This window comes from Mycobacterium triplex (assembly GCF_000689255.1).
GTDB lineage: Bacteria > Actinomycetota > Actinomycetes > Mycobacteriales > Mycobacteriaceae > Mycobacterium > Mycobacterium triplex.
In genome coordinates, this window is record NZ_HG964446.1 from 4,403,273 (window position 1) to 4,421,555 (window position 18,283).

Consider the following 18,283-nt stretch of genomic DNA (forward strand, 5'->3'; position numbering starts at 1 on the left):
ACTCAGCTGGCCGATGTCGCCGACAACGGCCACGAATCGAGCAGTGCGGTCGCCCGGCGCCCGTAGACGATGCCGAGGAAATCGGCGACGGCCTTGGCGGCCAGCCGCGACCGGGCCGTGGACAGGATGTCGAACGCGTGGTGGGCGTTGGCGAGCTCGGCATGTGCGACGAGTGGGGCTCCGGCGGCGCGCATCGCGGCGCAGAAGGTGCGGGCCTGCGTGCAGGGAACCAGCTCGTCCTTCTCGCCGTGCAGCACGAAGAACGGGGGCGCTTGGTCGTGCACGTAGTTGATCGGCGACGCTTCGGCGAATCGCTCGGGCGTGTCGGCGTATCGGGCCCGCATGACGAACTGTTCGAGGAACGGCAGCATCAGTTCGTGCATGACCTCGGCGTTGGTGAAGTCGTAGACGCCGTAGTAGGGCACCGCAGCCTGGACCGTGGTGTCGGCGTATTCGAACCCGGGCTGAAACCTTGGGTCGTTGGGGGTCAGCGCGGCCAACGAGGCCAGGTGGCCGCCGGCCGAGCCGCCGGTGATCGCGATGAAGCCGGGGTCGCCGCCGTAGTCGGCGATGTTCTCGCGAACCCAGGCGATCGCCCGCTTCACGTCGATCAGGTGCGCCGGGAAGATGGACCGCGGGCTCTTGCTGTAGTCGATCGACACGCAGATCCAGCCGAGTTCGACCATGCGGCTCATCAGCGTGTAGGCCTGGCCGCGTTTGCCGTTGACGGCCCACGCCCCACCCGGGACCTGGATCAGCACCGGTGCACGGTGGCCCGGCGCCAGGTCATGCCGGCGCCAGATGTCGAGCAGGTTGTCGCGACCGCCCGGACCGTACGAAATGTCTGATGTCTGAGCCGCATAACGGGCGTGCGGCCCCGGTCGGTGCAACAGCCCGCCGCGGGGTGCGCACTCGCTTCCTTCGCAGGTCGGATGGCTCACCAGGTCCGCGTAATCCGGCCCGAAAGCCTCCTCGAGGGCGGCGGTGAGAGTTTGCTCCGCACGCTGTCCGGCCCAGGAAGCGCCGACGCGACCGATGGCTGGAGTCGATATCCGGGACAACGCGTGCCCGGTCACCACCTGCGGGGGAAATTCGGTGGTCAGCCAGCCGGCGAACCAGCCCAGCGCAAACGGCGAGCCGCGCAGCAGCAGGCCAGCCGCCCGGGATGCCCCTCTGGCATCGGCTACCAGGCGAAACGCCTGGGCGCCCGCCCTCGCGTACCGCGCAGTCATGCTCATGGCCACGCCCATTGAACGGCTCTCCTCGACCCTAGGCACACGCCTCGTTGCGGTTAACAGCTGATTGCCAGCTGGTGATGTACGTGTGTCGAGGTCCAATACAATAACCGGTATTGACGGTGGGGCAAGGCTTTTCGAGCGTGTCGCGTCGGCGAGTCGGGGTGTCCCCGCGAGTTGGATAGACTGACCTGCGCATTGCCTCCGTAGCTCAGGTGGATAGAGCAAGGGCCTTCTAATCCCTAGGTCGCACGTTCGAGTCGTGCCGGGGGCACCAGCAGTTTGTCCGCAGGAGATCCGCCGTATGGTTTCGCTCAGGCGTTCGCCTACCGCCGGCGAGCAAAGGCCTGTGATGCCCGCCAAGGTTTAATTCAACAAGCGCCGGTGGAACACGTATCGCTGTGACTGTGGGCAGCAGGTCGAGCAACGACTTGGCAAGCGCGATGGGTCGGCTTGCCATCGAAATGCAGAACCAGGTGGACACCGAGGCGACACTTCAGTCGATCGTCGAGGGTGCAGTCGCGATCGTGTCCGGTGCAACCTGGGCGGGCATATCGCTGGTCCACGGGAATGCGGTCGAGGCGCGCGTGCCCAGCGATCCGCTGGTGGCCAAGCTGGACACCCTGCAGTCGGAGGTCAATGAGGGACCTTGCCTGAGCGCGCTGCGCGAGCGCCGCACGGTGTTGATCAGCGACATGGCGACCGAAACTCGCTGGCCGAAATTCTGCGAGGCCGCAATCGAGTACGGCGCACGAAGCCTGCTCAGTTTCCAACTTTTCGTTACTTCACAGAACCTCGGCGCGCTCAACCTGTACGGCGATGAAGCCGGCGCGTTTTCCGAAGACGCTGTGTTCACGGGCGAACTCTTGGCCCAGCACGCCTCCGTTGCCTTGTTCGGCGCGGCGGCGGAAGCGCAGTTCGACGACGCGTTGAGTACACGCGACGTCATCGGTCAAGCCAAAGGGATCATCATGGAGCGCTTCAACCTGGATGCGTTTGCCGCGTTCGACCTTCTCCGCAAGTTGTCGCAGGACTCCAACCAGAGACTGGTCGACATCGCCCGCACGGTCGTCAAGACCCGAGGCACCACCTGACTCGCGCCCGTCCGAAGACCAAGCGGCAACGAATCGCTTGTGTGCGCCGGGAGATGTGAAGGGCGGTTAGACCAAATGACTTCCAATCCTGTCGTCCACGAGATCGAACTCCTCGGGGACATCTACGTGATACATGAAGTCGGTTCCAAACGGATTCACCTCGTGGGCACCGCTGCGGAAATAGCGCAGGCCCTGAGCCTCCCGCCAACCAGGAGCGCGGTACGCAGCAGACTTCTCGAGGTGTTCGTGACCGCTGACCAGCTCAGGGACGCCGCGACCGATCTGGACAATCAAGCGCAACTACCGGACGGGCCGGCCATCGGGAAGCTGCTTCGCCGGGTCGCCGACAGCCTGGGCGACTGACGCTCGATCGTTTGCTGCCGGCCGAGTTGCGGATGCCAACGGGGTGGTCGAGAATTGGCACGGTCAACGTAAATTTGGGTTGCGGTCGGCCCGCGCCGGTGCCGTGGCATCCTCACCTGGCGATGCGTGAAGTCGGCTGGGGACGATGAATCGGCACAGTCCCGAAAGATCCAGCGACCGCATCCTTTTCGCGTGCCAAGATCCCGGTCGACCGCCGAATTCAACCGTTAAGCGAGCCGTCACTCGGGGTTTCTCTGAGGAGCGTCAATTTCCGGCATTGGCGAGTACGCTCCTGCTGACAAATCAGCGCGCACGACTCCCAAAAGCGAAAACACATGGATTTTGCCCTGTTGCCGCCGGAGATCAACTCCGGGCTCATGTATGCCGGGCCGGGGGCTGGGCCGATGCTGGCCGCGGCGGCGGGCTGGCACGCGCTGGCCGCCGAGCTGGAGTCCACCGCATTGGGCTACTCCGCTGTGATCGCGGGGCTGACCGGCCAAATGTGGTTTGGCCCGTCGTCGATGGCGATGGCGGCCGCGGCCACACCCTATGTGGGGTGGCTGTCGGCCACCGGGGCCGCGGCGGTGCAGACCGCCGTCCAGGCCCACGCGGCGGCGGCGGCCTACGACACGGCGTTTGCGATGACGGTGCCACCGCCGGTGATCGCGGCCAACCGGGCGATGTTGATGGCGTTGATCGCGACCAATTTCTTCGGGCAGAACACCCCGGCGATCGCGGCCACCGAAGCCCAGTACGCACAGATGTGGGCCCAGGACGCCACCGCCATGTACGGCTATGCGGCAGCGGCCGAAACCGCCAGCACCCTGCAAGCATTCGACGAGCCACCGCAGACCACCAAGTCGGATGGCCGAAATGCCCAGCGCCGAGGCCGCGACGGCTTCCAACGCGGCCGCGACGGCGGCCGGCGCGGGCGCCACGATTCGGGCTGGAGGCACTGCGGCGACCCGCAGTCGCCCCCTCCGACCCAGATCGACCCCGGCTCCACGTACACCGCCGGCGAGGGCGGCGCCACGGTCACCGTCGACGAGGGCACCCTCACGGTCGGCCAGGGCTCCGTCGTCAATGTCCCCCAAGGCATCGTCACCGCCGCCACCGACGACACCATCGTCCAATTCTCCGATTACAAACTCGTCCTCGGTGCGGGCGACACCTTCGTTCCCTACGGCAACTTCACTGTCACCTCCGGCTCGGTCACCGTCCCCCAGGGCTCCACGGTCACCTTCACCTCCGGTGGCTCCCTCACGGGCGGCGTTCAGGGCGCGTCCGTCACGGTCACCGAAGGCACCATCGTGCCGGCGGCGGCGCCGGTGGTGACGCCGACAACGACGGTGACACCGGCCGCGGCGGCCCCGGCGACCACCGCACCGGCGACATCCTCGACGTCCACGACGACGTCAGCCAGCACATCGACGTCCGGAACATCGTCATCCGGGACGACATCCGGGACGACGTCCGGGACGACCTCGGCACCTGCGGAGCAGGTTCCGGGGGCTCAGTCAGCGCCGGGGGCCCAACCGCAAACGGCTTCGGGGGTGGCGCAGGCCGCACCCGGAATCGCCCCGCCGCACGCCCTGCCTGGGTTGGCTGCGCCGCTCGCGGCTCCCGGGGGTGCCGTAGCAGCGGCCGGGGGGCCGGCGCCCATCGGGGGGCCGGCGGCCCTCGGGGATCCCCTGCAGTGGATTACGGACGTGCAACCTCCGGGAGATGCGGCCAACGTGGCGCTCGGCGAGCCGCCGGGCTCGCTTCCGTTCGTGCACACAGATCAGGTCGTGCTCACGTCGGGGGCGACGCTGTTAGGTGCCGGTGGTGGCGGGTTTACGGCATTCGCTTCCACCAAAGCCACATTTTATCGCGGCGAAACTGTTGTAACCAAAATACAGCATGAAGCATTAATACGTGAGACATCACTTCGTTTCGTGAAAAGTCTGGATCTAGTACAGAGCGTTATTAGTTCGTCGTCGGCGTTACAATTATCCGCGGGACTTGATGAACTATTGTCGTCCCATCCCGCCGCCAGAAGCCTCTTCGAGCAGGTAAAAGCCGGTGCCGCGGATACACCCGATCAGGCGCTCCAAATCCTTTCTGGTACAACAGAACTCGAGCAAATTGCGGCCGCCACATTCGGCGCGGCACTTGGCGCGGCACCTCAAATGGCCGAACTGAATGACATTATCACAGAAATGAAGTTGACCATGCCTCGCGATGTCCTGATAAAAGCTCAGTATGCCGCGATCGTCACACTTTTCGCCGCCCATATTTCCCCGGCCGGCGCACCGGCGAGCAGCGGAAGCCAAGCCTCGACTGCGGCCGTCACAGACTTTGTCGAGGCGGTGCGAAGCGATTTCGGTTTGGACCCGATAGCGTCGGCCTGAGACGACGACAGCCACGCCGCGTTCGATCCGGGTGGTCCGGCGTTCAGCATCGCCGGCCGCGCCGTCGGCGGCTCGGACAATGTGGGACGAGGCCCCCGACGGGGGCTATGGAGCGGTCGGTTCCGGGGGTGGCGCCGCCCGCACCAGGGTCGGCTGCGCGGATTTGGCGCTCGGGGAGCAGTCCGGCTGGCAACCGTCTACATTTACGCATATGCACATGGATCAGGCTGTACTCACTTCGCTTGCGACGTTGCTAGGTGCCGGAGTTGGCGGCTTCACGACATTCATGTCCTCTAAGGCCGCATTTCATCGAGGGGAAACCCTTGAAACCAAAAGGCAGCATGACGTATTGATGCGCAATGTATCGGTTCGCTTCGTGAAAATCTTGGATATCGTGCAGGGCGAGATCAGCTCGTCGAGGTTCAGGGAATTATCTACAGAGCTCGATGAACTAGTGTCGTCCAATCAACACGTCAAGAATCTCGTCGAGCAGGTACAAGCCGGCGCGGCCGCGTCGACGGCTTCCCAGGCGCTCGAGCTGCTATCGCCCGCAGCGGAACCCACTCCTCCCATACTTGAGCAAATTGCGGCCGCCACTTTTCGCGCGGCGCTCGCCGCGGCGCCTCAAATGGTTGAACTAAATAGCGTTATGGCAGAAATGAAGTTGATTATGCCTAACGACATACTCCAAAAAGCACAATACGCCGCGACCGTCACACTTTTTGCTGCCCTCATTTCCGAGACCGGCATACCGACGAATAACTGGAAACAGGCCTCGAGTGCGGCCGTCAGCGACTTTGTAGAGGCCGTACGAACCGATTTCGGTTTGGACCCAATATCGATTGCTTGAAACGACGCACTTCTATTTCAGGAAATCACCTGGAGCAATAGAGCCGGGTGCTTGTTGCGCAGGACAAAGGCATTTGCCGCGCCGCTGGACGGGGCGCTAGGCGCGCAGGGAGTCGACCAGCCGATCGATCACCGCGCCGGCGTCGGCGCGCGCCTGCCGCTGATCGTCGGCGCGGGCGATATAGAGCGTTGCCTCGCGCAGGGCTCCCAGCATCGTCAAGGCCGTCGCCTCGACCGGCTGCGGCGGGATGCTCCCGGACTCGATGGCGTCGCTGATCAGGCTCCGCACCAACCCGATGTTGTAGCGCTGCCCGATCTCGCTCCAGCGGTCCCACCCCAGCACCCCGGGCGCGTCCATCAGCACAATGCGCTGCACCTCGGGATCCGCGCAGGCGTCCAGCCAAAAGGCCGAGCCCAGGCGCATGATCTCGACCGGGTCGGTCTCCCCCGCGGCGGCGATCGCCGCACCCATCCGCGTGGACATTTCGCCCTCGACTTTCTCGAGCACCGCGGCGAACAGCTCCGTCTTGTCGGCGAAATGGTGGTAGAGCGCACCGCGGGTCACCCCGGCAGTGCGCACGATGGTCTCCAGCGAGACGTCGGCGAAGCCCGGTGATGCGAACAACGGGCGGGCGGCGGCGATCAGCGCGTCACGCGTGTCGGCCGCACGTTCGGCCTGCGTGCGCCGCCTTTCCTGCATGGCTTCATACATACCGCATGCCGACGCAGGATCGGCGCCAACGGTCCTCAGATGACCGTCAACTTGCGGACTATTTCCAGGGTTGCCGGATCCCCATCGGCCCGCACGCCCAACTCGCCCCAGGTGCTCCGCTGGGTGACCCATCGCACGAACGCCAGGGAATCGCTGGTGATGTGGGCGTCGACGTCCGTACCGGCGCCGATGCGCAGCGTCCGCGCGCACAAGCCGTCAAGGCGCACCTCGACCGAGTTTCCCAGCGCTGCAAGCAGATCCGCGTTCTGCTGCGGCAAGGCGACCTCGATCCAGTCGAGCGTCGGGGCGAGCCGCAGCTCGTCGGCGGGCGGCGGCTCCCCCTCCATCGGCCCGTTGGGAGCAAACAGGTCGTACCGCAGGTGAATGAACTCCTCGAAGGCGAACGCGTTCGGTATCACCGAGGCGGGATAGGTACCGACGTCACCCAGCGGAACCTCGAAGTCCTGGCCCGCGACCGCGGCCAGCATCTCCAGGCCCTGCCGGCTGACCTGCTCGTAGTCGGCCAGCGTCTCTTCCGGGGTCATCGACCGACGCGATTCGACATAGAGGTCCGCCGCGCGCTCGGCGGGCAATCCTCCCGGATCGGGCAGTTTGGTCGGGTCGACGGCCAGCCAGAAGCTGCACGCCATGTGCGACAGCAGATCCTGCACCGACCAGCCCGGGCAGCCACTTTCCTTCGCCCACAACGACTCCGGCATTTGCGCGCACGCCGCCAAGACGGCTTTGCGGTCCTCTTCGATCGCTCTCAGTACGTCACTCACGCGAAACCCACCTTCAATTAGATACATACGGTATGTATGAAGATACAGACCGTATGTATATCTAGCAAGCCGGGCCTTTCAGCGTCTTTGGGCGATGTGCCAGCATGGGGGCGTGAACGCACGCCAGTTCGCTTCTTCACTGGGTGTCGCGGTGCTGACGTGGGCAGCGCCACTGAACGCAATCACCCTCGTCGCCCCGGCATCCGCTGCCCCCTGCCCCGACGTCGAGGTCACCTTCGCCCGCGCCACCAACGAGCCGCCCGGCGTCGGTGTGGTCGGCCAGCAATTCATCGATGCCCTGCGCTCGCAGGTCGGCGGCCGGTCCATCGGCGTGTATCCGGTCAACTACCCCGCCGGCGAGGATTTCGCCCCGTCGGCATCCGCGGGCGGCAGCGATGTACACGCTCACGTTCAATCCATGGTCGCGAGCTGCCCCGCCACCAAGCTGGTGCTGGGCGGATATTCGTTGGGCGCCATGGCGATCGACGAGGCCACCATCGCCCGAGCGCCGATTGCGGGATTGATCCCCGACATCCTCACGGCCGACCAAGCCGACCACGTCGCCGCGCTCGCCCTGTTCGGTAATCCGTCGGACCGCTACCTCGGGGCGCCCGTCAACGAGGTCAGCCCGTGGTACGGCGCCAAGGCCATTGACCTGTGCGCGCCCGGTGACCCGGTGTGCACACCGGGCGGGGCCCTGGCGCTGCCTTCACATGACGAGCTGTTTTCGCCGGTGCACCTGTCCTACGCGCACTCCGGAATGCCCAGTCAGGCCGCGACTTTCGTGGCGAGCCGACTCTGAGGACCGCTACGGCTTGCCGGTGCGCTCGCGATGCTTGCAGCCCGGCCAGCAGCAGGGCCGGCGCTGGCCCTCTTCCAGCTCTTCCTGGGTTCGCCGGATGCGGCGCTGGCGAGTCGCCGCCTGTTTGGCGTCCTCGACCCAGCAGATGAACTCGTTGCGCGCCAGCGGCGTGATGTCCTTCCACGCCGCGAGTGCGGTCGAGTTCGCGGTCAATGCCTCGCGCAGATCGGCGGGCAGCTTGTGCACCACCCCACCGGGCACCTGGTTGCCGCTCACCTGAGTCAGATTAACCAGGCTTGCGACGCGAGCGGGTATCGCCACCCCGGGCTGTGCGGCGGGGGCCCGAAGTACCCTTTAGCTCGCCCAACGATCGACCGCGGAGGTTCCCGATGGCTCAGTCCGATCTCATCTTGTTCAGCGTGGACAATCGCGTCGCACTGATCACCGTCAACGACCCCGATCGCCGCAATGCGCTGACGGGTGAGAGCTCAGCGCAGCTGCGCGCCGCCGTCGAACGAGCCGAGGCCGACCCGGGTGTGCACGCCGTCGTGGTCACCGGGGCCGGCAAGGCGTTTTGCGCCGGCGCCGACCTGAGCGCGCTGGGGGCCGCGGGCTCCGGAGCCGCCGAATCGGGCCTGCAGCAGCTCTACGACGGCTTCATGGCCGTGGGCAGTTGCACGTTGCCGACGATCGCCGCGGTCAACGGCGCCGCGGTCGGTGCCGGCCTGAACCTGGCGCTGGCCGCCGACGTGCGCATCGCCGGGCCCGGCGCACTGTTCGATCCCCGTTTCCAGAAGCTGGGGCTGCACCCCGGCGGTGGCGCGACCTGGATGCTGCAGCGGGCGGTGGGCCCGCAGGTCGCCCGTGCCGCTCTGCTGTTCGGCATGCGCTTGGACGCCGAATCCGCCGTGCGGCACGGGTTGGCACTCAGCGTTGCCGACGATCCGGTCGCCGCGGCGTTGGAACTGGCCGCCGGACCCGCGTCGGCCCCGCGCGAGGTGGTGCTGGCAACCAAGGCCAGTATGCGTGCCACCGCCAGCCCCGGATCGCTGGACAACGAGCACCACGAGTTCGCGATGCGCACCGAACTGGGGCCACAGGTGGCCTCGATCCAGTCACCGGAGTTCGCGGACCGGCTGGCGGCGGCGCGGCGCAAGTAAGGCCTAAGCGCCGGGCTCGCTCGCGACGGTCTCCGGCTCGGCCTTGACCCGAAACGCCGGGTCCAGGATCCGGACCGCGCCCACGAACGTCAGGGCCATCAGCGGCGACAGAGCGCCGTAAATGGCTACCGGAGTTGCCATTTCAACGCTGTTGAGCAATTGCGGGCTGAGCGCCACGCCCAGCGCGACCACGGTGTTGTGCAGCCCGATTTCCAGGCTGATGGCAATCGCCTGGGGCGGGCCCAGCCGCATCAAGCGCGGCACCAGATAGCCGACGGTCAAGCTGACCGCGCAGAAGGACACGACCGCCCCACTCACCACACCGAAGTTGTTCATCAGCGTCGTCTCGCCCTGGGCGATCGCCCCGACGATCGCGGCGACCAGCAGCAGCACCGCGGCGATCTTGACCGGCGTCTTCAACCGCCGGGCCAGCTCGGGGAAGCGGTGGCGTATCGCGATGCCGATCGCGGTGGGGATGAGCACCAGCGCGAACACCGTGACGAACTTGTCCAGCTGCAGCGGGATGAAGCGGCCCTCACCGAGGAACCACGTCATCGACGCGGCCAGGATCGCCGGCAGGGCCACCACCGACAGCGCGGCGTTGATCGCGGCCAGCGTCAGGTTGAGCGCCAGGTCCCCGTTGAACAGATGACTGACGATGTTCGCCATCGTGCCGCCCGGCGTGGCGGCCATCAGCATCAGCCCTACCGCCAGATGCGGCTCGAGGTGGAAGGCCTCGGCGATCAGCAGGCACAGGCTCGGCAGCAGCAGGGTCTGGCAGAGCAGCGCCACCGCCAGCGGTCGCCGCAGCGTGGCGGCCCGCTTGAAGTCATCCACGGTCAGAGTCAGCCCCAGGGCGAGCATGACCACCGCGATGACCAACGGAAAGTACTGGTTGCCCATAACGCTCCACGGTCTCGGTGCGCGGCCGACGGCGGTTTGGTCGGCGCAGTCAGTTAGCTTGCCTTATACAGCAGCTTTGCGCCCGGCGGGCAACCGGCCGGCCGTCGCCACCGCGGACACGGGCCCCACGCACGCCGTGCGGGCGATAGCTCAAAGCCCCTGAATCCCAAGGGTTTCAGGGGCTAACGAGCCGATCTGGGTCAGGACGCCGACTTGATCTGAATCTGGTCGACTTGGGTGTATCCGGGCGGGTTGCCGCAGGCTCCGGTGATGTAGGTGTGTGCGGACGTGCCGGCAAGAGTGTTCGGGTCCCACACCGTGTGGGTGGTGGTGCCATAGATGGTGTAGGAACCGTCCGCACAACTGACGTTGCTCATCGTGTCCAGCACCCATTGACCATCGATCAGTCGAGCCTGGCTGGCGCCCAGCCCGGCCTTGATCCACAGGCATCCGTCGCCGCAGGAGTTGACCGCCCAGCTGTTGTCGATGGACTTGCCGCTCGGCGTCGTCACGGTCTCGGTGTAGCTGCCGTTCATCGTCGGTGTAGCCCACGCTGTGCCGGCCGAACCGACAGCTAACCCGGCGCAAATGGCGGTTGCGGCGAAGCCCCGAGCGATGGTCATGATTTCGTTCCTTCCGTGGAGCTAGTCAGTGCAGCGAGCAACTGTTCGGATCAAAGATTACGACAGATTTGCGACCTGGGCGTTCGCGAATGTTTCCGCTTTTTTGCGATCTCGTTAAGACGCGAAACACCGGTTTCGCAACGTCACCACCGACTGCACGGGCCGTTATTTGGCGGTGTAGCCCGCATCCACGGGAAGTGAGATACCGGTGATGTAGCGGCCGGACTGCCCGCACAGATAGACCATCGCCTCGGTCACGTCGATCGCGTCGATCAACTGGACCGGCAGCAGGTTTTCCAATGCGACGTTGCCCTCCGGGTATTCGGCGATGCGTCGCGCCACCGGCTCGTTGACCAGCATCGGCGTGGCCACCCCGCAGGGATGCACCGCATTGACGCGAATGTTCTTCTCCGCCAAGGTGGTTGCGAAATACCGCATCAGACCCACCACGCCGTGTTTGGCGGCGTGATAGCCGGCGAAGCCGTGGTTGCGCACACTGAACGTCGGGCACAAACTGTTCAAGCCGGCCGCCGAGCTGGTGATCACGATGGCACCGCCGTCGCCCTGTTCCACCAGAGCCGGAACCGCCGCCTCGATCGTGTGGTAGACCCCGTTGAGCATGGTGTCGACCGCGTCGACGAACGCCGACATGTCGCCACCCTGGTCGCCGAAAGCAGGGAATATCCCGGCATTGGCGAGCACGAAGTCGACCCTGCCCAGCTCGGCGACGCCCGCGGCGACGGCGGCCTTGAGCCGGTCGAAGTCCCGGACGTCACCCTGTTCCGCGACGATGCGCCGGCCCGCCTTCTCGACCAGGTTGACGGTCTCGTCGAGGTCCTCGGGGGTGGCCATCGGGTACGCAACGCTGTCCATCTGCTCGCACAGATCGAACGCGATGATGTCGGCACCCTCTTCGGCGAACCGAACCGCGTGCGAGCGGCCCTGCCCGCGGGCGGCGCCGGTGATGAACGCGACCTTGCCGTCGAACTGCATTGCCATGGCCCCTCCGAGCGATCGACGCATGCTGACAAGCGTCAGCCCGAGTATCCGCCGATTACCAGGCCCGGAGGCGACAATTTATGTTTTCAAAACGCGCGGGTTCGCCGAATTTGCGTCCGCCACGCCCGGGCGGCAGCGCTAGGCGAAGTCTCCGGCTCGCCGCACCAGGGCTGCCGCGTGCTTGAGCACCGGCGAGTCGACCATCTGCCCTTCGAAAGCAAACACCCCGCGCTCGTTCTGCGCTGCCGCCAGAACGCGGCGTGCCCAGTCCAGCTTCTCCTCGGTGGGCCGAAATGCCTTGCGCACCACCGGGACCTGAGTCGGGTGAATGCAGACGGTACCGCCGAACCCCAGCGCCACGGCGTCTTCGGCCTCGGCGCGTAGACCGTCGAGATCCGGGATGTCCAGGTGCACCGCGTCGAGCACCACCCGTCCGAAAGCGTTCGCCGCGAGCAGGGCCGTCGACCGCACGTGCCGGGCGACGTCCCGATAGCTGCCGTCGGCATTGCGGCTGGAGCTGCCGCCGAGCGCGGCGACCAGGTCCTCGGCACCCCACATCAACGCCACCGTGCCCGGCGCCGCGGCGATTTCGGTCGCGAACACCGCGCCGCGCGGGGTCTCGAGCAGCGCGATCACGTCGAGCGGAGCCAGCGCCGTCACCTGCGCGGCCGATTCGGTCTTGGACAGCATCACCGTCGTGTACGCCGTCCCCTTCAGGGCCTCGAGATCCCGCGAGTACTCGTCGGTGTCGGCCGCGTTGATCCGCACCACGGTGCGCTCGGGGTCCAGCGGGGTGTCCTGCAACGCCTTGCGCGCGGCCGGCTTGTCGGCCTCGGCCACGCCGTCCTCCAGGTCGAGGATCACGACGTCGGCCGCGGCGGCGGCCTTCGCGTAACGCTCGGGACGATCGGCCGGGCAGAAACAGCCACCCGGGACCGGCGGCACGCAGATCCATCAGGACTCCTTTTCGGATGGTCGCTTTTGCACCAGGGTGGTGCGGACGGCGCGCGCAACGATATCGCCGTGCTGGTTGCGGCCGGTGTGCTCGAGGGTGACGATGCCTTTCGCCGGGGCGGCTCTTCGACTCCCGCTTGCCGGTGCAGACGGTCTCCGCGTACAGGGTGTCGCCGTGGAAGACCGGCTTCGGGAAGGACACCTCGGAGAAGCCGAGGTTGGCCACGATGGTGCCCAGGGTCAGCTGGGTGACCGACAGCCCGACCAGCGTCGAGAGGGTGAACATCGAATTCACCAGCCGCTCCCCGCGAAAGCCCGGCTGCTGCGCGGCCCACGCCGCGTCGAGGTGCAGCGACTGGGTGTTCATGGTCAGCGTGGTGAACAGCACGTTGTCGGCCTCGGTGACGGTCCGGCCGGGCCGGTGCAAATACGTCGTGCCGGTCTCGAACTCCTCAAACCACAAGCCCCGCTGGACAACCGACTTGCCTGCTTGGTCCGGCAAGCTCATGACAGTCCCAGCGAACGCGCGATCAGCATGAGTTGCACTTCGGTAGTCCCTTCGCCGATCTCGAGGATCTTGCTGTCGCGGTAGTGACGCGCCACCGGATACTCGTTCATGAACCCGTATCCGCCGTGGATCTGGGTGGCGTCGCGGGCGTTGTCCATCGCCGCCTCCGACGAGATCATCTTGGCGATGGCCGCCTCCTTCTTGAATGGCTTACCCGCCAACATCTTTGCGGCTGCATCGTAATACGCGGTGCGGGCGACGTGTGCGCGTGCCTCCATGCGCGCGATCTTGAAGCTGATCGCCTGATAGGAGCCGATCGGCTGGCCGAACGACTGGCGCTCCTTGGAGTACTTGACGCTCTCGTCGACGCAGCCCTGCGCCACACCGGTCGCCAGCGCGGAAATCGCGATGCGGCCCTCGTCAAGGATGGACAGGAAGTTCGCGTACCCCTTGCCGCGCACGCCCAGCAGGTTCTCCTCCGGAACGCGGGCGTCGGCGAAGGTCAACGGGTGAGTGTCCGACGCATTCCAGCCCACCTTGTTGTAGACCGGTTCGACGGTGAAACCCGTTGTGCCGTTGGGGACGATGATGGTCGAGATCTCTTTTTTCTCGTCGGCCAGACTGCCGGTGACCGCCGTGACGGTGACCAGCGAGGTGATGTCGGTCCCCGAATTGGTGATGAACTGCTTGGATCCGTTGATCACCCAGTCACCGTTGTCGAGCTTGGCGGTGGTCCGCGTGCCGCCGGCGTCCGAACCCGCGCCCGGCTCCGTCAGCCCGAAGCCGGCCAGCGCGCGACCCGCCACCAGGTCGGGCAGCCACCGCTCCTTCTGTTCGGCGGTGCCGAATCGGAATATCGGCATGGCACCGAGACCCACCCCGGCCTCCAGCGTGATCGCCACGGATTGGTCGACCTTGCCGAGTTCCTCGAGCGCGAGCGACAACGCGAAGTAGTCGCCGCCCATGCCGCCGTACTCCTCGGGAAACGGCAGCCCGAACAGCCCCATCTCCCCCATCTTGGCGACGACCTCGTACGGAAAGCTGTGCTCCTCATCGTGTTTGGCCGATACGGGAGCGACGACGGTGCGCGCGAACTCGGCGACGGTGTCGCGAAGGTCCTCGTATTCCTTGGACAACGTCCCTGCGGTTGCAGTCATGATTCCTGATCCTCTGTTTCTGAATCCGGCACCAGTCGCGCCAGCACCTGATCGACTTTCACCTGATCGCCGACGGACACCAGCACCTCCACTTTTCCGGACACCGGCGCGGGCAACGCGTGTTCCATCTTCATCGCCTCGACGACCACCACCGCGTCGCCCTCGGACACCTCGGCGCCGGAATCGACCTGCACGGCAATCACACTGCCGGGCATCGGGCTCAGAATGTCGGCCTGTCGCGCTGCCGCGCCACGGTGAATCTTGTGTTCCTCGGCCTCGCGAAGGTGCCAGGTGCCGCGCCCGTCGGCGATCCAGAGGTGCCGATCGGCTTCCGCCCAGCGGTACTCCCGGCGCAGTCCGTCCAGCGTCACGCTGATCTGTTGCCCGGTGAGCTGCACACTCGCGCCATAGATTGTGCCGTTGCCGACCTGCACGACCCCGCCCTCGGGCCCGCCCCACACCGAGACGGTCTCGGTGCGCAGCGACGTCTGCACCTCGGTGCGCACCGGCGCGGCGTCGGAGCCGACGCGCCAACCCGACGGCTGCGCCCACAGGTTGCCCTGCGCGCGACGGGCCAACACCCATTGGCGGTAGAGACCGCCGGCCGCGAGCACATCGTCGGGTGCGGGCAGCGGCGCGAAGTCGGGCAGCCGCTCCTCGAGCAGCGCGGTGTCCAGGTCGCCGGCCTGCACGCGTTCGTCGGCGAGCAGGAAACGCAGGAATTCGATGTTGGTCTGCACGCCAAGGATTGTCGTCCGCGCCAGTGCGCGGTCGAGTGCGGCGAGCGCCTCGTCGCGATCGGCTCCGTGGGCGATCACCTTGCTCAACATCGGGTCGTAGTCGCTGCCCACCACGGTGCCCGCCAGCAGTGCGGAGTCCACTCGCACACCGGGACCCGAGGGTTCGAAGACCTCGAGAACGCGCCCGCCGGTGGGCAGGAAGCCACGACCCGGATCCTCCGCGTAGACCCGCGCCTCGATCGCGTGCCCGCGCAGTTCGATGTCGTCTTGGGCGAACGTGAGCTTCTCGCCGGCACCCGCCCGGAGCTGCCACTCGACCAGGTCGAGGCCGGTGATCGCCTCGGTGACCGGGTGTTCCACCTGCAGACGGGTGTTCATCTCCATGAAGAAGAACTCGTCGGGTTGCTCGGCCGAGACGATGAACTCCACCGTGCCGGCCCCGACATAGTCGACGCTGCGGGCGGTGTTGCAGGCGGCGGTCCCGATGCGTGCGCGGGTCTGCGGATCCAGCAACGGCGAGGGAGCTTCCTCGATGACCTTCTGGTGACGCCGCTGCAGGCTGCACTCACGCTCGCCGAGATGTACCACGTTGCCGTGGCCGTCGGCCAGTATCTGCACCTCGATATGCCTGGGCCGCAACACGAATCGCTCCAGGAACAACGTGTCGTCGCCGAACGAGGACGCGGCCTCCCGGCGCGCGCCGACCAGCGCCTCGCCTAGCCGGGCCGCGTCTTGAACAAGCCGCATGCCCTTGCCGCCGCCGCCGGCCGACGGTTTGATCAGCACCGGATAGCCGACCTCGGCGGCCGCGGCGACGAGCTCGTCGTCGGTCAGCCCCGATTTCGCCACCCCGGGCACCACCGGCACATCGAAGGCGGCGACCGCGTTCTTGGCGGTGATCTTGTCGCCCATCACCTCGATCGCGCGGGCCGGCGGGCCCAGGAACACCACGCCGGCGCCCTCGCACGCGACGGCGAAACGGGCATTCTCGGAAAGGAACCCGTAACCGGGATGGATCGCCTGAGCCCCGGTGCGCGCCGCGGCGTCGAGCACCTTCTCGATATCGAGGTAGCTCTCGCGCGCCGGTGCGGGCCCCAGCCGTACCGCTTCGTCCGCCTCCAGCACATGTCGCGCCTCGGCGTCGGCGTCGCTGTAGACCGCGACCGACCGGATCCCAAGCCGGCGCAACGTCCGGATCACTCGCACCGCGATCTCGCCGCGGTTCGCCACCAATACGGTCTCGAACATCGCACTCACATCCGGAAGACGCCGTAGGAGACGGGTTCCAGTGGCGCCTGGGCGCACACCGAAAGGGCAAGCCCGACATACGTTCTGGTATCGGCAGGGTCGATGATGCCGTCGTCCCAGAGCCTGGCCGTCGAGTAGTACGGGTTGCCCTGGTCCTCGTACTGCGCGCGAATCGGCGCCTTGAACGCTTCTTCCTCCTCGTTCGACCACGGCTTGCCCGCCGCGCCGAGCTGTTCGCCGCGCACCGTGGCCAGCACGGAGGCGGCCTGCTCGCCGCCCATCACCGAAATCCGGGCATTGGGCCACATCCACAGGAAGCGGGGCGAGTAGGCCCTGCCGCACATCGAATAATTGCCCGCGCCATAGGATCCGCCGATCACGACGGTCAGCTTGGGCACTCGGGCACACGCCACCGCGGTGACCATCTTGGCGCCGTGCTTGGCAATGCCGCCGGCCTCGTAGTCACGGCCGACCATGAAGCCGGCGATGTTCTGCAGGAACAGCAGCGGGATCTTGCGCTTGTCGCACAACTCGATGAAATGCGCTCCCTTGAGCGCGGATTCGCTGAACAGCACGCCATTGTTGGCGATGATGCCGACGGGATGGCCATGGATGCGGGCGAATCCGGTCACTAGCGTCTTGCCGTATTTTGCCTTGAATTCCGTGAATTCGCTGCCGTCGACCAGCCGCAGGATGACCTCGTGCACGTCGTAGGGCACCCGCGGATCCGGCGGGACGACGTCGTAGAGCTCGGTCTGCGCCCCCTTGGGCTCGACCGTGGGCCGCACCTCCCACGGGCTGGGTTCGCGCGGACCGAACGTCGCCGCGATCGCACGCACGATGCGCAGGGCGTCCTCGTCGTCGTCGGCGAGATGGTCGGTGACCCCGGAGACTCGCGAGTGCAGGTCGCCGCCGCCGAGGTCTTCGGCCGAAACGATCTCTCCGGTAGCGGCTTTGACCAACGGCGGACCGCCCAAAAAGATCGTGCCCTGCTCGCGGACTATGACGGCCTCGTCGCTCATCGCCGGCACATACGCACCACCGGCCGTGCAGGAGCCGAGCACCGCGGCGACCTGAGGAATTTCCTTGGCGCTCATGGTCGCCTGGTTGTAGAAGATCCGCCCGAAATGCTCGCGGTCGGGGAACACCTCGTCCTGGCGGGGCAAGAAGGCGCCCCCGGAGTCGACCAGGTAAATGCACGGCAGCCGGTTCTGCAACGCGACTTCTTGGGCGCGCAGATGCTTCTTGACCGTGATCGGGTAGTAGGTGCCGCCCTTGACCGTCGCGTCGTTGGCGACGATCACACATTCGCGCTGACAGACCCGCCCGATGCCGGTGATGATCCCGGCCCCGGGGGATTCGTCGTCGTACATCCCGTTCGCGGCCAGCGGGCTCAGTTCCAGAAACGGGCTGCCGGGATCGAGGAGCCGGTCCACCCGCTCGCGCGGCAGCAGCTTGCCGCGGCTGACGTGACGTTCGCGGGCGCGCTCATTGCCGCCCAGCGCCGCGGCCGCCAGTTTGGTGTTCAACTCGTCGACCAGCCGACGGTGCTCGTCGGCGAACGAAGGTGCGACCTTGACCGACGCGCTCATGACCGCTCCAGGAGCTCGTCCATTGCCGAAGCAGCCTCCTCGCCGTCGCACTTCAGTTAATCTTCATTAACTGACGCAGAGAATACCATCGGCGCCGTCGCCGCGTCCAGGGACGAGTACGACGCCGGACGGGCAAACCGATGACGAAAGACAACAGAGGTTTGCTTTC

15 protein-coding genes, 1 tRNA gene and 3 pseudogenes are annotated in these 18,283 nt (G+C 66.4%); 7 read left to right on the forward strand and 12 right to left on the reverse strand.

Annotated elements, in window-relative coordinates; all coding sequences use genetic code 11:
• Nucleotides 1-2: 2 nt before the first annotated feature.
• Nucleotides 3-1,250 carry an esterase LipQ gene (gene lipQ / locus BN973_RS20335; RefSeq protein WP_036470471.1) on the reverse strand — a complete coding sequence of 416 codons (1,248 nt, stop codon included), beginning with the start codon at nucleotides 1,248-1,250 and terminating at the stop codon, nucleotides 3-5.
• Between the two features lie 185 nt (nucleotides 1,251-1,435).
• Between lipQ and BN973_RS20340 the strand changes: the two genes are divergently transcribed.
• The 5 genes and pseudogenes from BN973_RS20340 (at nucleotide 1,436) to BN973_RS20360 (ending at nucleotide 5,935) form a co-directional block, all read left to right on the forward strand.
• Nucleotides 1,436-1,512, forward strand: a tRNA-Arg gene (locus tag BN973_RS20340).
• A gap of 199 nt (nucleotides 1,513-1,711) precedes the next feature.
• Nucleotides 1,712-2,329 (forward strand): GAF and ANTAR domain-containing protein, encoded by a 618-nt coding sequence (locus BN973_RS20345; protein WP_232232121.1) that lies wholly within the window; start codon nucleotides 1,712-1,714, stop codon nucleotides 2,327-2,329.
• A 75-nt stretch (nucleotides 2,330-2,404) separates the two neighbouring features.
• Nucleotides 2,405-2,692, forward strand: coding sequence for a hypothetical protein (locus BN973_RS20350; RefSeq protein WP_036470472.1), 288 nt, complete (start codon nucleotides 2,405-2,407; stop codon nucleotides 2,690-2,692).
• Nucleotides 2,693-3,027: 335 nt separating this feature from the next.
• Nucleotides 3,028-3,573 (forward strand): annotated as a pseudogene (locus BN973_RS31780) (PPE family protein); the annotation flags it as partial.
• A 1,729-nt stretch (nucleotides 3,574-5,302) separates the two neighbouring features.
• Entirely contained in the window at nucleotides 5,303-5,935 is a 633-nt protein-coding gene (locus tag BN973_RS20360) for a hypothetical protein (protein WP_139830374.1), read from the forward strand.
• 96 nt (nucleotides 5,936-6,031) lie between these two features.
• Here BN973_RS20360 and BN973_RS20365 read toward each other — a convergent pair whose 3' ends face one another.
• Both BN973_RS20365 and BN973_RS20370 read right to left on the reverse strand, forming a co-directional pair.
• Nucleotides 6,032-6,634, reverse strand: coding sequence for a TetR/AcrR family transcriptional regulator (locus BN973_RS20365; RefSeq protein ID WP_051641624.1), 603 nt, complete (start codon nucleotides 6,632-6,634; stop codon nucleotides 6,032-6,034).
• A 47-nt stretch (nucleotides 6,635-6,681) separates the two neighbouring features.
• Nucleotides 6,682-7,428, reverse strand: a complete 747-nt coding sequence (locus BN973_RS20370) for a maleylpyruvate isomerase family mycothiol-dependent enzyme (protein WP_232232122.1) — start codon at nucleotides 7,426-7,428, stop codon at nucleotides 6,682-6,684.
• A gap of 112 nt (nucleotides 7,429-7,540) precedes the next feature.
• On the opposite strand from BN973_RS20370, the gene BN973_RS20375 reads away from it, so the two are divergent.
• On the forward strand, nucleotides 7,541-8,230 hold the full coding sequence (locus tag BN973_RS20375) for a cutinase family protein (protein WP_269147650.1): 690 nt from the start codon (nucleotides 7,541-7,543) through the stop codon (nucleotides 8,228-8,230).
• Nucleotides 8,231-8,236: 6 nt separating this feature from the next.
• Here BN973_RS20375 and BN973_RS20380 read toward each other — a convergent pair whose 3' ends face one another.
• Entirely contained in the window at nucleotides 8,237-8,506 is a 270-nt protein-coding gene (locus BN973_RS20380; protein WP_036470476.1) for a YdeI/OmpD-associated family protein, read from the reverse strand.
• A gap of 113 nt (nucleotides 8,507-8,619) precedes the next feature.
• On the opposite strand from BN973_RS20380, the gene BN973_RS20385 reads away from it, so the two are divergent.
• Complete coding sequence (locus tag BN973_RS20385; RefSeq protein ID WP_036470477.1) at nucleotides 8,620-9,390, forward strand: enoyl-CoA hydratase; 771 nt, start codon at nucleotides 8,620-8,622, stop codon at nucleotides 9,388-9,390.
• A 3-nt stretch (nucleotides 9,391-9,393) separates the two neighbouring features.
• Here BN973_RS20385 and BN973_RS20390 read toward each other — a convergent pair whose 3' ends face one another.
• The 8 genes and pseudogenes from BN973_RS20390 to BN973_RS20420 all read right to left on the reverse strand — a co-directional run bounded on the left by BN973_RS20390 (nucleotide 9,394) and on the right by BN973_RS20420 (nucleotide 18,114).
• The gene (locus tag BN973_RS20390) at nucleotides 9,394-10,293 is read right to left on the reverse strand and encodes a bile acid:sodium symporter family protein (protein WP_036470478.1); all 900 of its coding nucleotides are present in this window, start codon (nucleotides 10,291-10,293) and stop codon (nucleotides 9,394-9,396) included.
• A gap of 200 nt (nucleotides 10,294-10,493) precedes the next feature.
• Nucleotides 10,494-10,916, reverse strand: a complete 423-nt coding sequence (locus BN973_RS20395; RefSeq protein WP_139830375.1) for a hypothetical protein — start codon at nucleotides 10,914-10,916, stop codon at nucleotides 10,494-10,496.
• A gap of 165 nt (nucleotides 10,917-11,081) precedes the next feature.
• Nucleotides 11,082-11,915, reverse strand: a complete 834-nt coding sequence (locus BN973_RS20400) for a mycofactocin-coupled SDR family oxidoreductase (protein ID WP_036470480.1) — start codon at nucleotides 11,913-11,915, stop codon at nucleotides 11,082-11,084.
• Between the two features lie 138 nt (nucleotides 11,916-12,053).
• Nucleotides 12,054-12,870, reverse strand: a pseudogene (locus BN973_RS20405) (HpcH/HpaI aldolase/citrate lyase family protein).
• Nucleotides 12,870-13,377 (reverse strand): annotated as a pseudogene (locus BN973_RS30695) (MaoC family dehydratase). The pseudogenes BN973_RS20405 and BN973_RS30695 overlap by 1 nt, the downstream one beginning before the upstream one ends.
• Nucleotides 13,374-14,534: an acyl-CoA dehydrogenase family protein gene (locus BN973_RS20410; protein WP_036470481.1), complete on the reverse strand. Its 1,161-nt coding sequence runs from the start codon at nucleotides 14,532-14,534 to the stop codon at nucleotides 13,374-13,376. The pseudogene BN973_RS30695 and the gene BN973_RS20410 overlap by 4 nt, the downstream one beginning before the upstream one ends.
• Entirely contained in the window at nucleotides 14,531-16,522 is a 1,992-nt protein-coding gene (locus tag BN973_RS20415) for an acetyl/propionyl/methylcrotonyl-CoA carboxylase subunit alpha (protein WP_036470483.1), read from the reverse strand. Before BN973_RS20415 ends, BN973_RS20410 begins: the two co-directional genes overlap by 4 nt.
• Before the next feature lie 5 nt (nucleotides 16,523-16,527).
• Nucleotides 16,528-18,114, reverse strand: coding sequence for a carboxyl transferase domain-containing protein (locus tag BN973_RS20420; protein WP_036470485.1), 1,587 nt, complete (start codon nucleotides 18,112-18,114; stop codon nucleotides 16,528-16,530).
• Nucleotides 18,115-18,283 lie beyond the last annotated feature (169 nt).

Excerpts from the sequence above, each read along its gene's own strand:
- lipQ (WP_036470471.1), bottom strand. The coding sequence starts at position 1,250 with ATGGGCGTGGCCATGAGCATGACTGCGCGGTACGCGAGGGCGGGCGCC.
- BN973_RS20350 (WP_036470472.1), top strand. The coding sequence starts at position 2,405 with ATGACTTCCAATCCTGTCGTCCACGAGATCGAACTCCTCGGGGACATC.
- BN973_RS20360 (WP_139830374.1), top strand. The coding sequence starts at position 5,303 with ATGGATCAGGCTGTACTCACTTCGCTTGCGACGTTGCTAGGTGCCGGA.
- BN973_RS20365 (WP_051641624.1), bottom strand. The coding sequence starts at position 6,634 with ATGCAGGAAAGGCGGCGCACGCAGGCCGAACGTGCGGCCGACACGCGT.
- BN973_RS20385 (WP_036470477.1), top strand. The coding sequence starts at position 8,620 with ATGGCTCAGTCCGATCTCATCTTGTTCAGCGTGGACAATCGCGTCGCA.
- BN973_RS20390 (WP_036470478.1), bottom strand. The coding sequence starts at position 10,293 with ATGGGCAACCAGTACTTTCCGTTGGTCATCGCGGTGGTCATGCTCGCC.
- BN973_RS20395 (WP_139830375.1), bottom strand. The coding sequence starts at position 10,916 with ATGACCATCGCTCGGGGCTTCGCCGCAACCGCCATTTGCGCCGGGTTA.
- BN973_RS20400 (WP_036470480.1), bottom strand. The coding sequence starts at position 11,915 with ATGGCAATGCAGTTCGACGGCAAGGTCGCGTTCATCACCGGCGCCGCC.
- BN973_RS20410 (WP_036470481.1), bottom strand. The coding sequence starts at position 14,534 with ATGACTGCAACCGCAGGGACGTTGTCCAAGGAATACGAGGACCTTCGC.
- BN973_RS20415 (WP_036470483.1), bottom strand. The coding sequence starts at position 16,522 with ATGTTCGAGACCGTATTGGTGGCGAACCGCGGCGAGATCGCGGTGCGA.
- BN973_RS20420 (WP_036470485.1), bottom strand. The coding sequence starts at position 18,114 with ATGAGCGCGTCGGTCAAGGTCGCACCTTCGTTCGCCGACGAGCACCGT.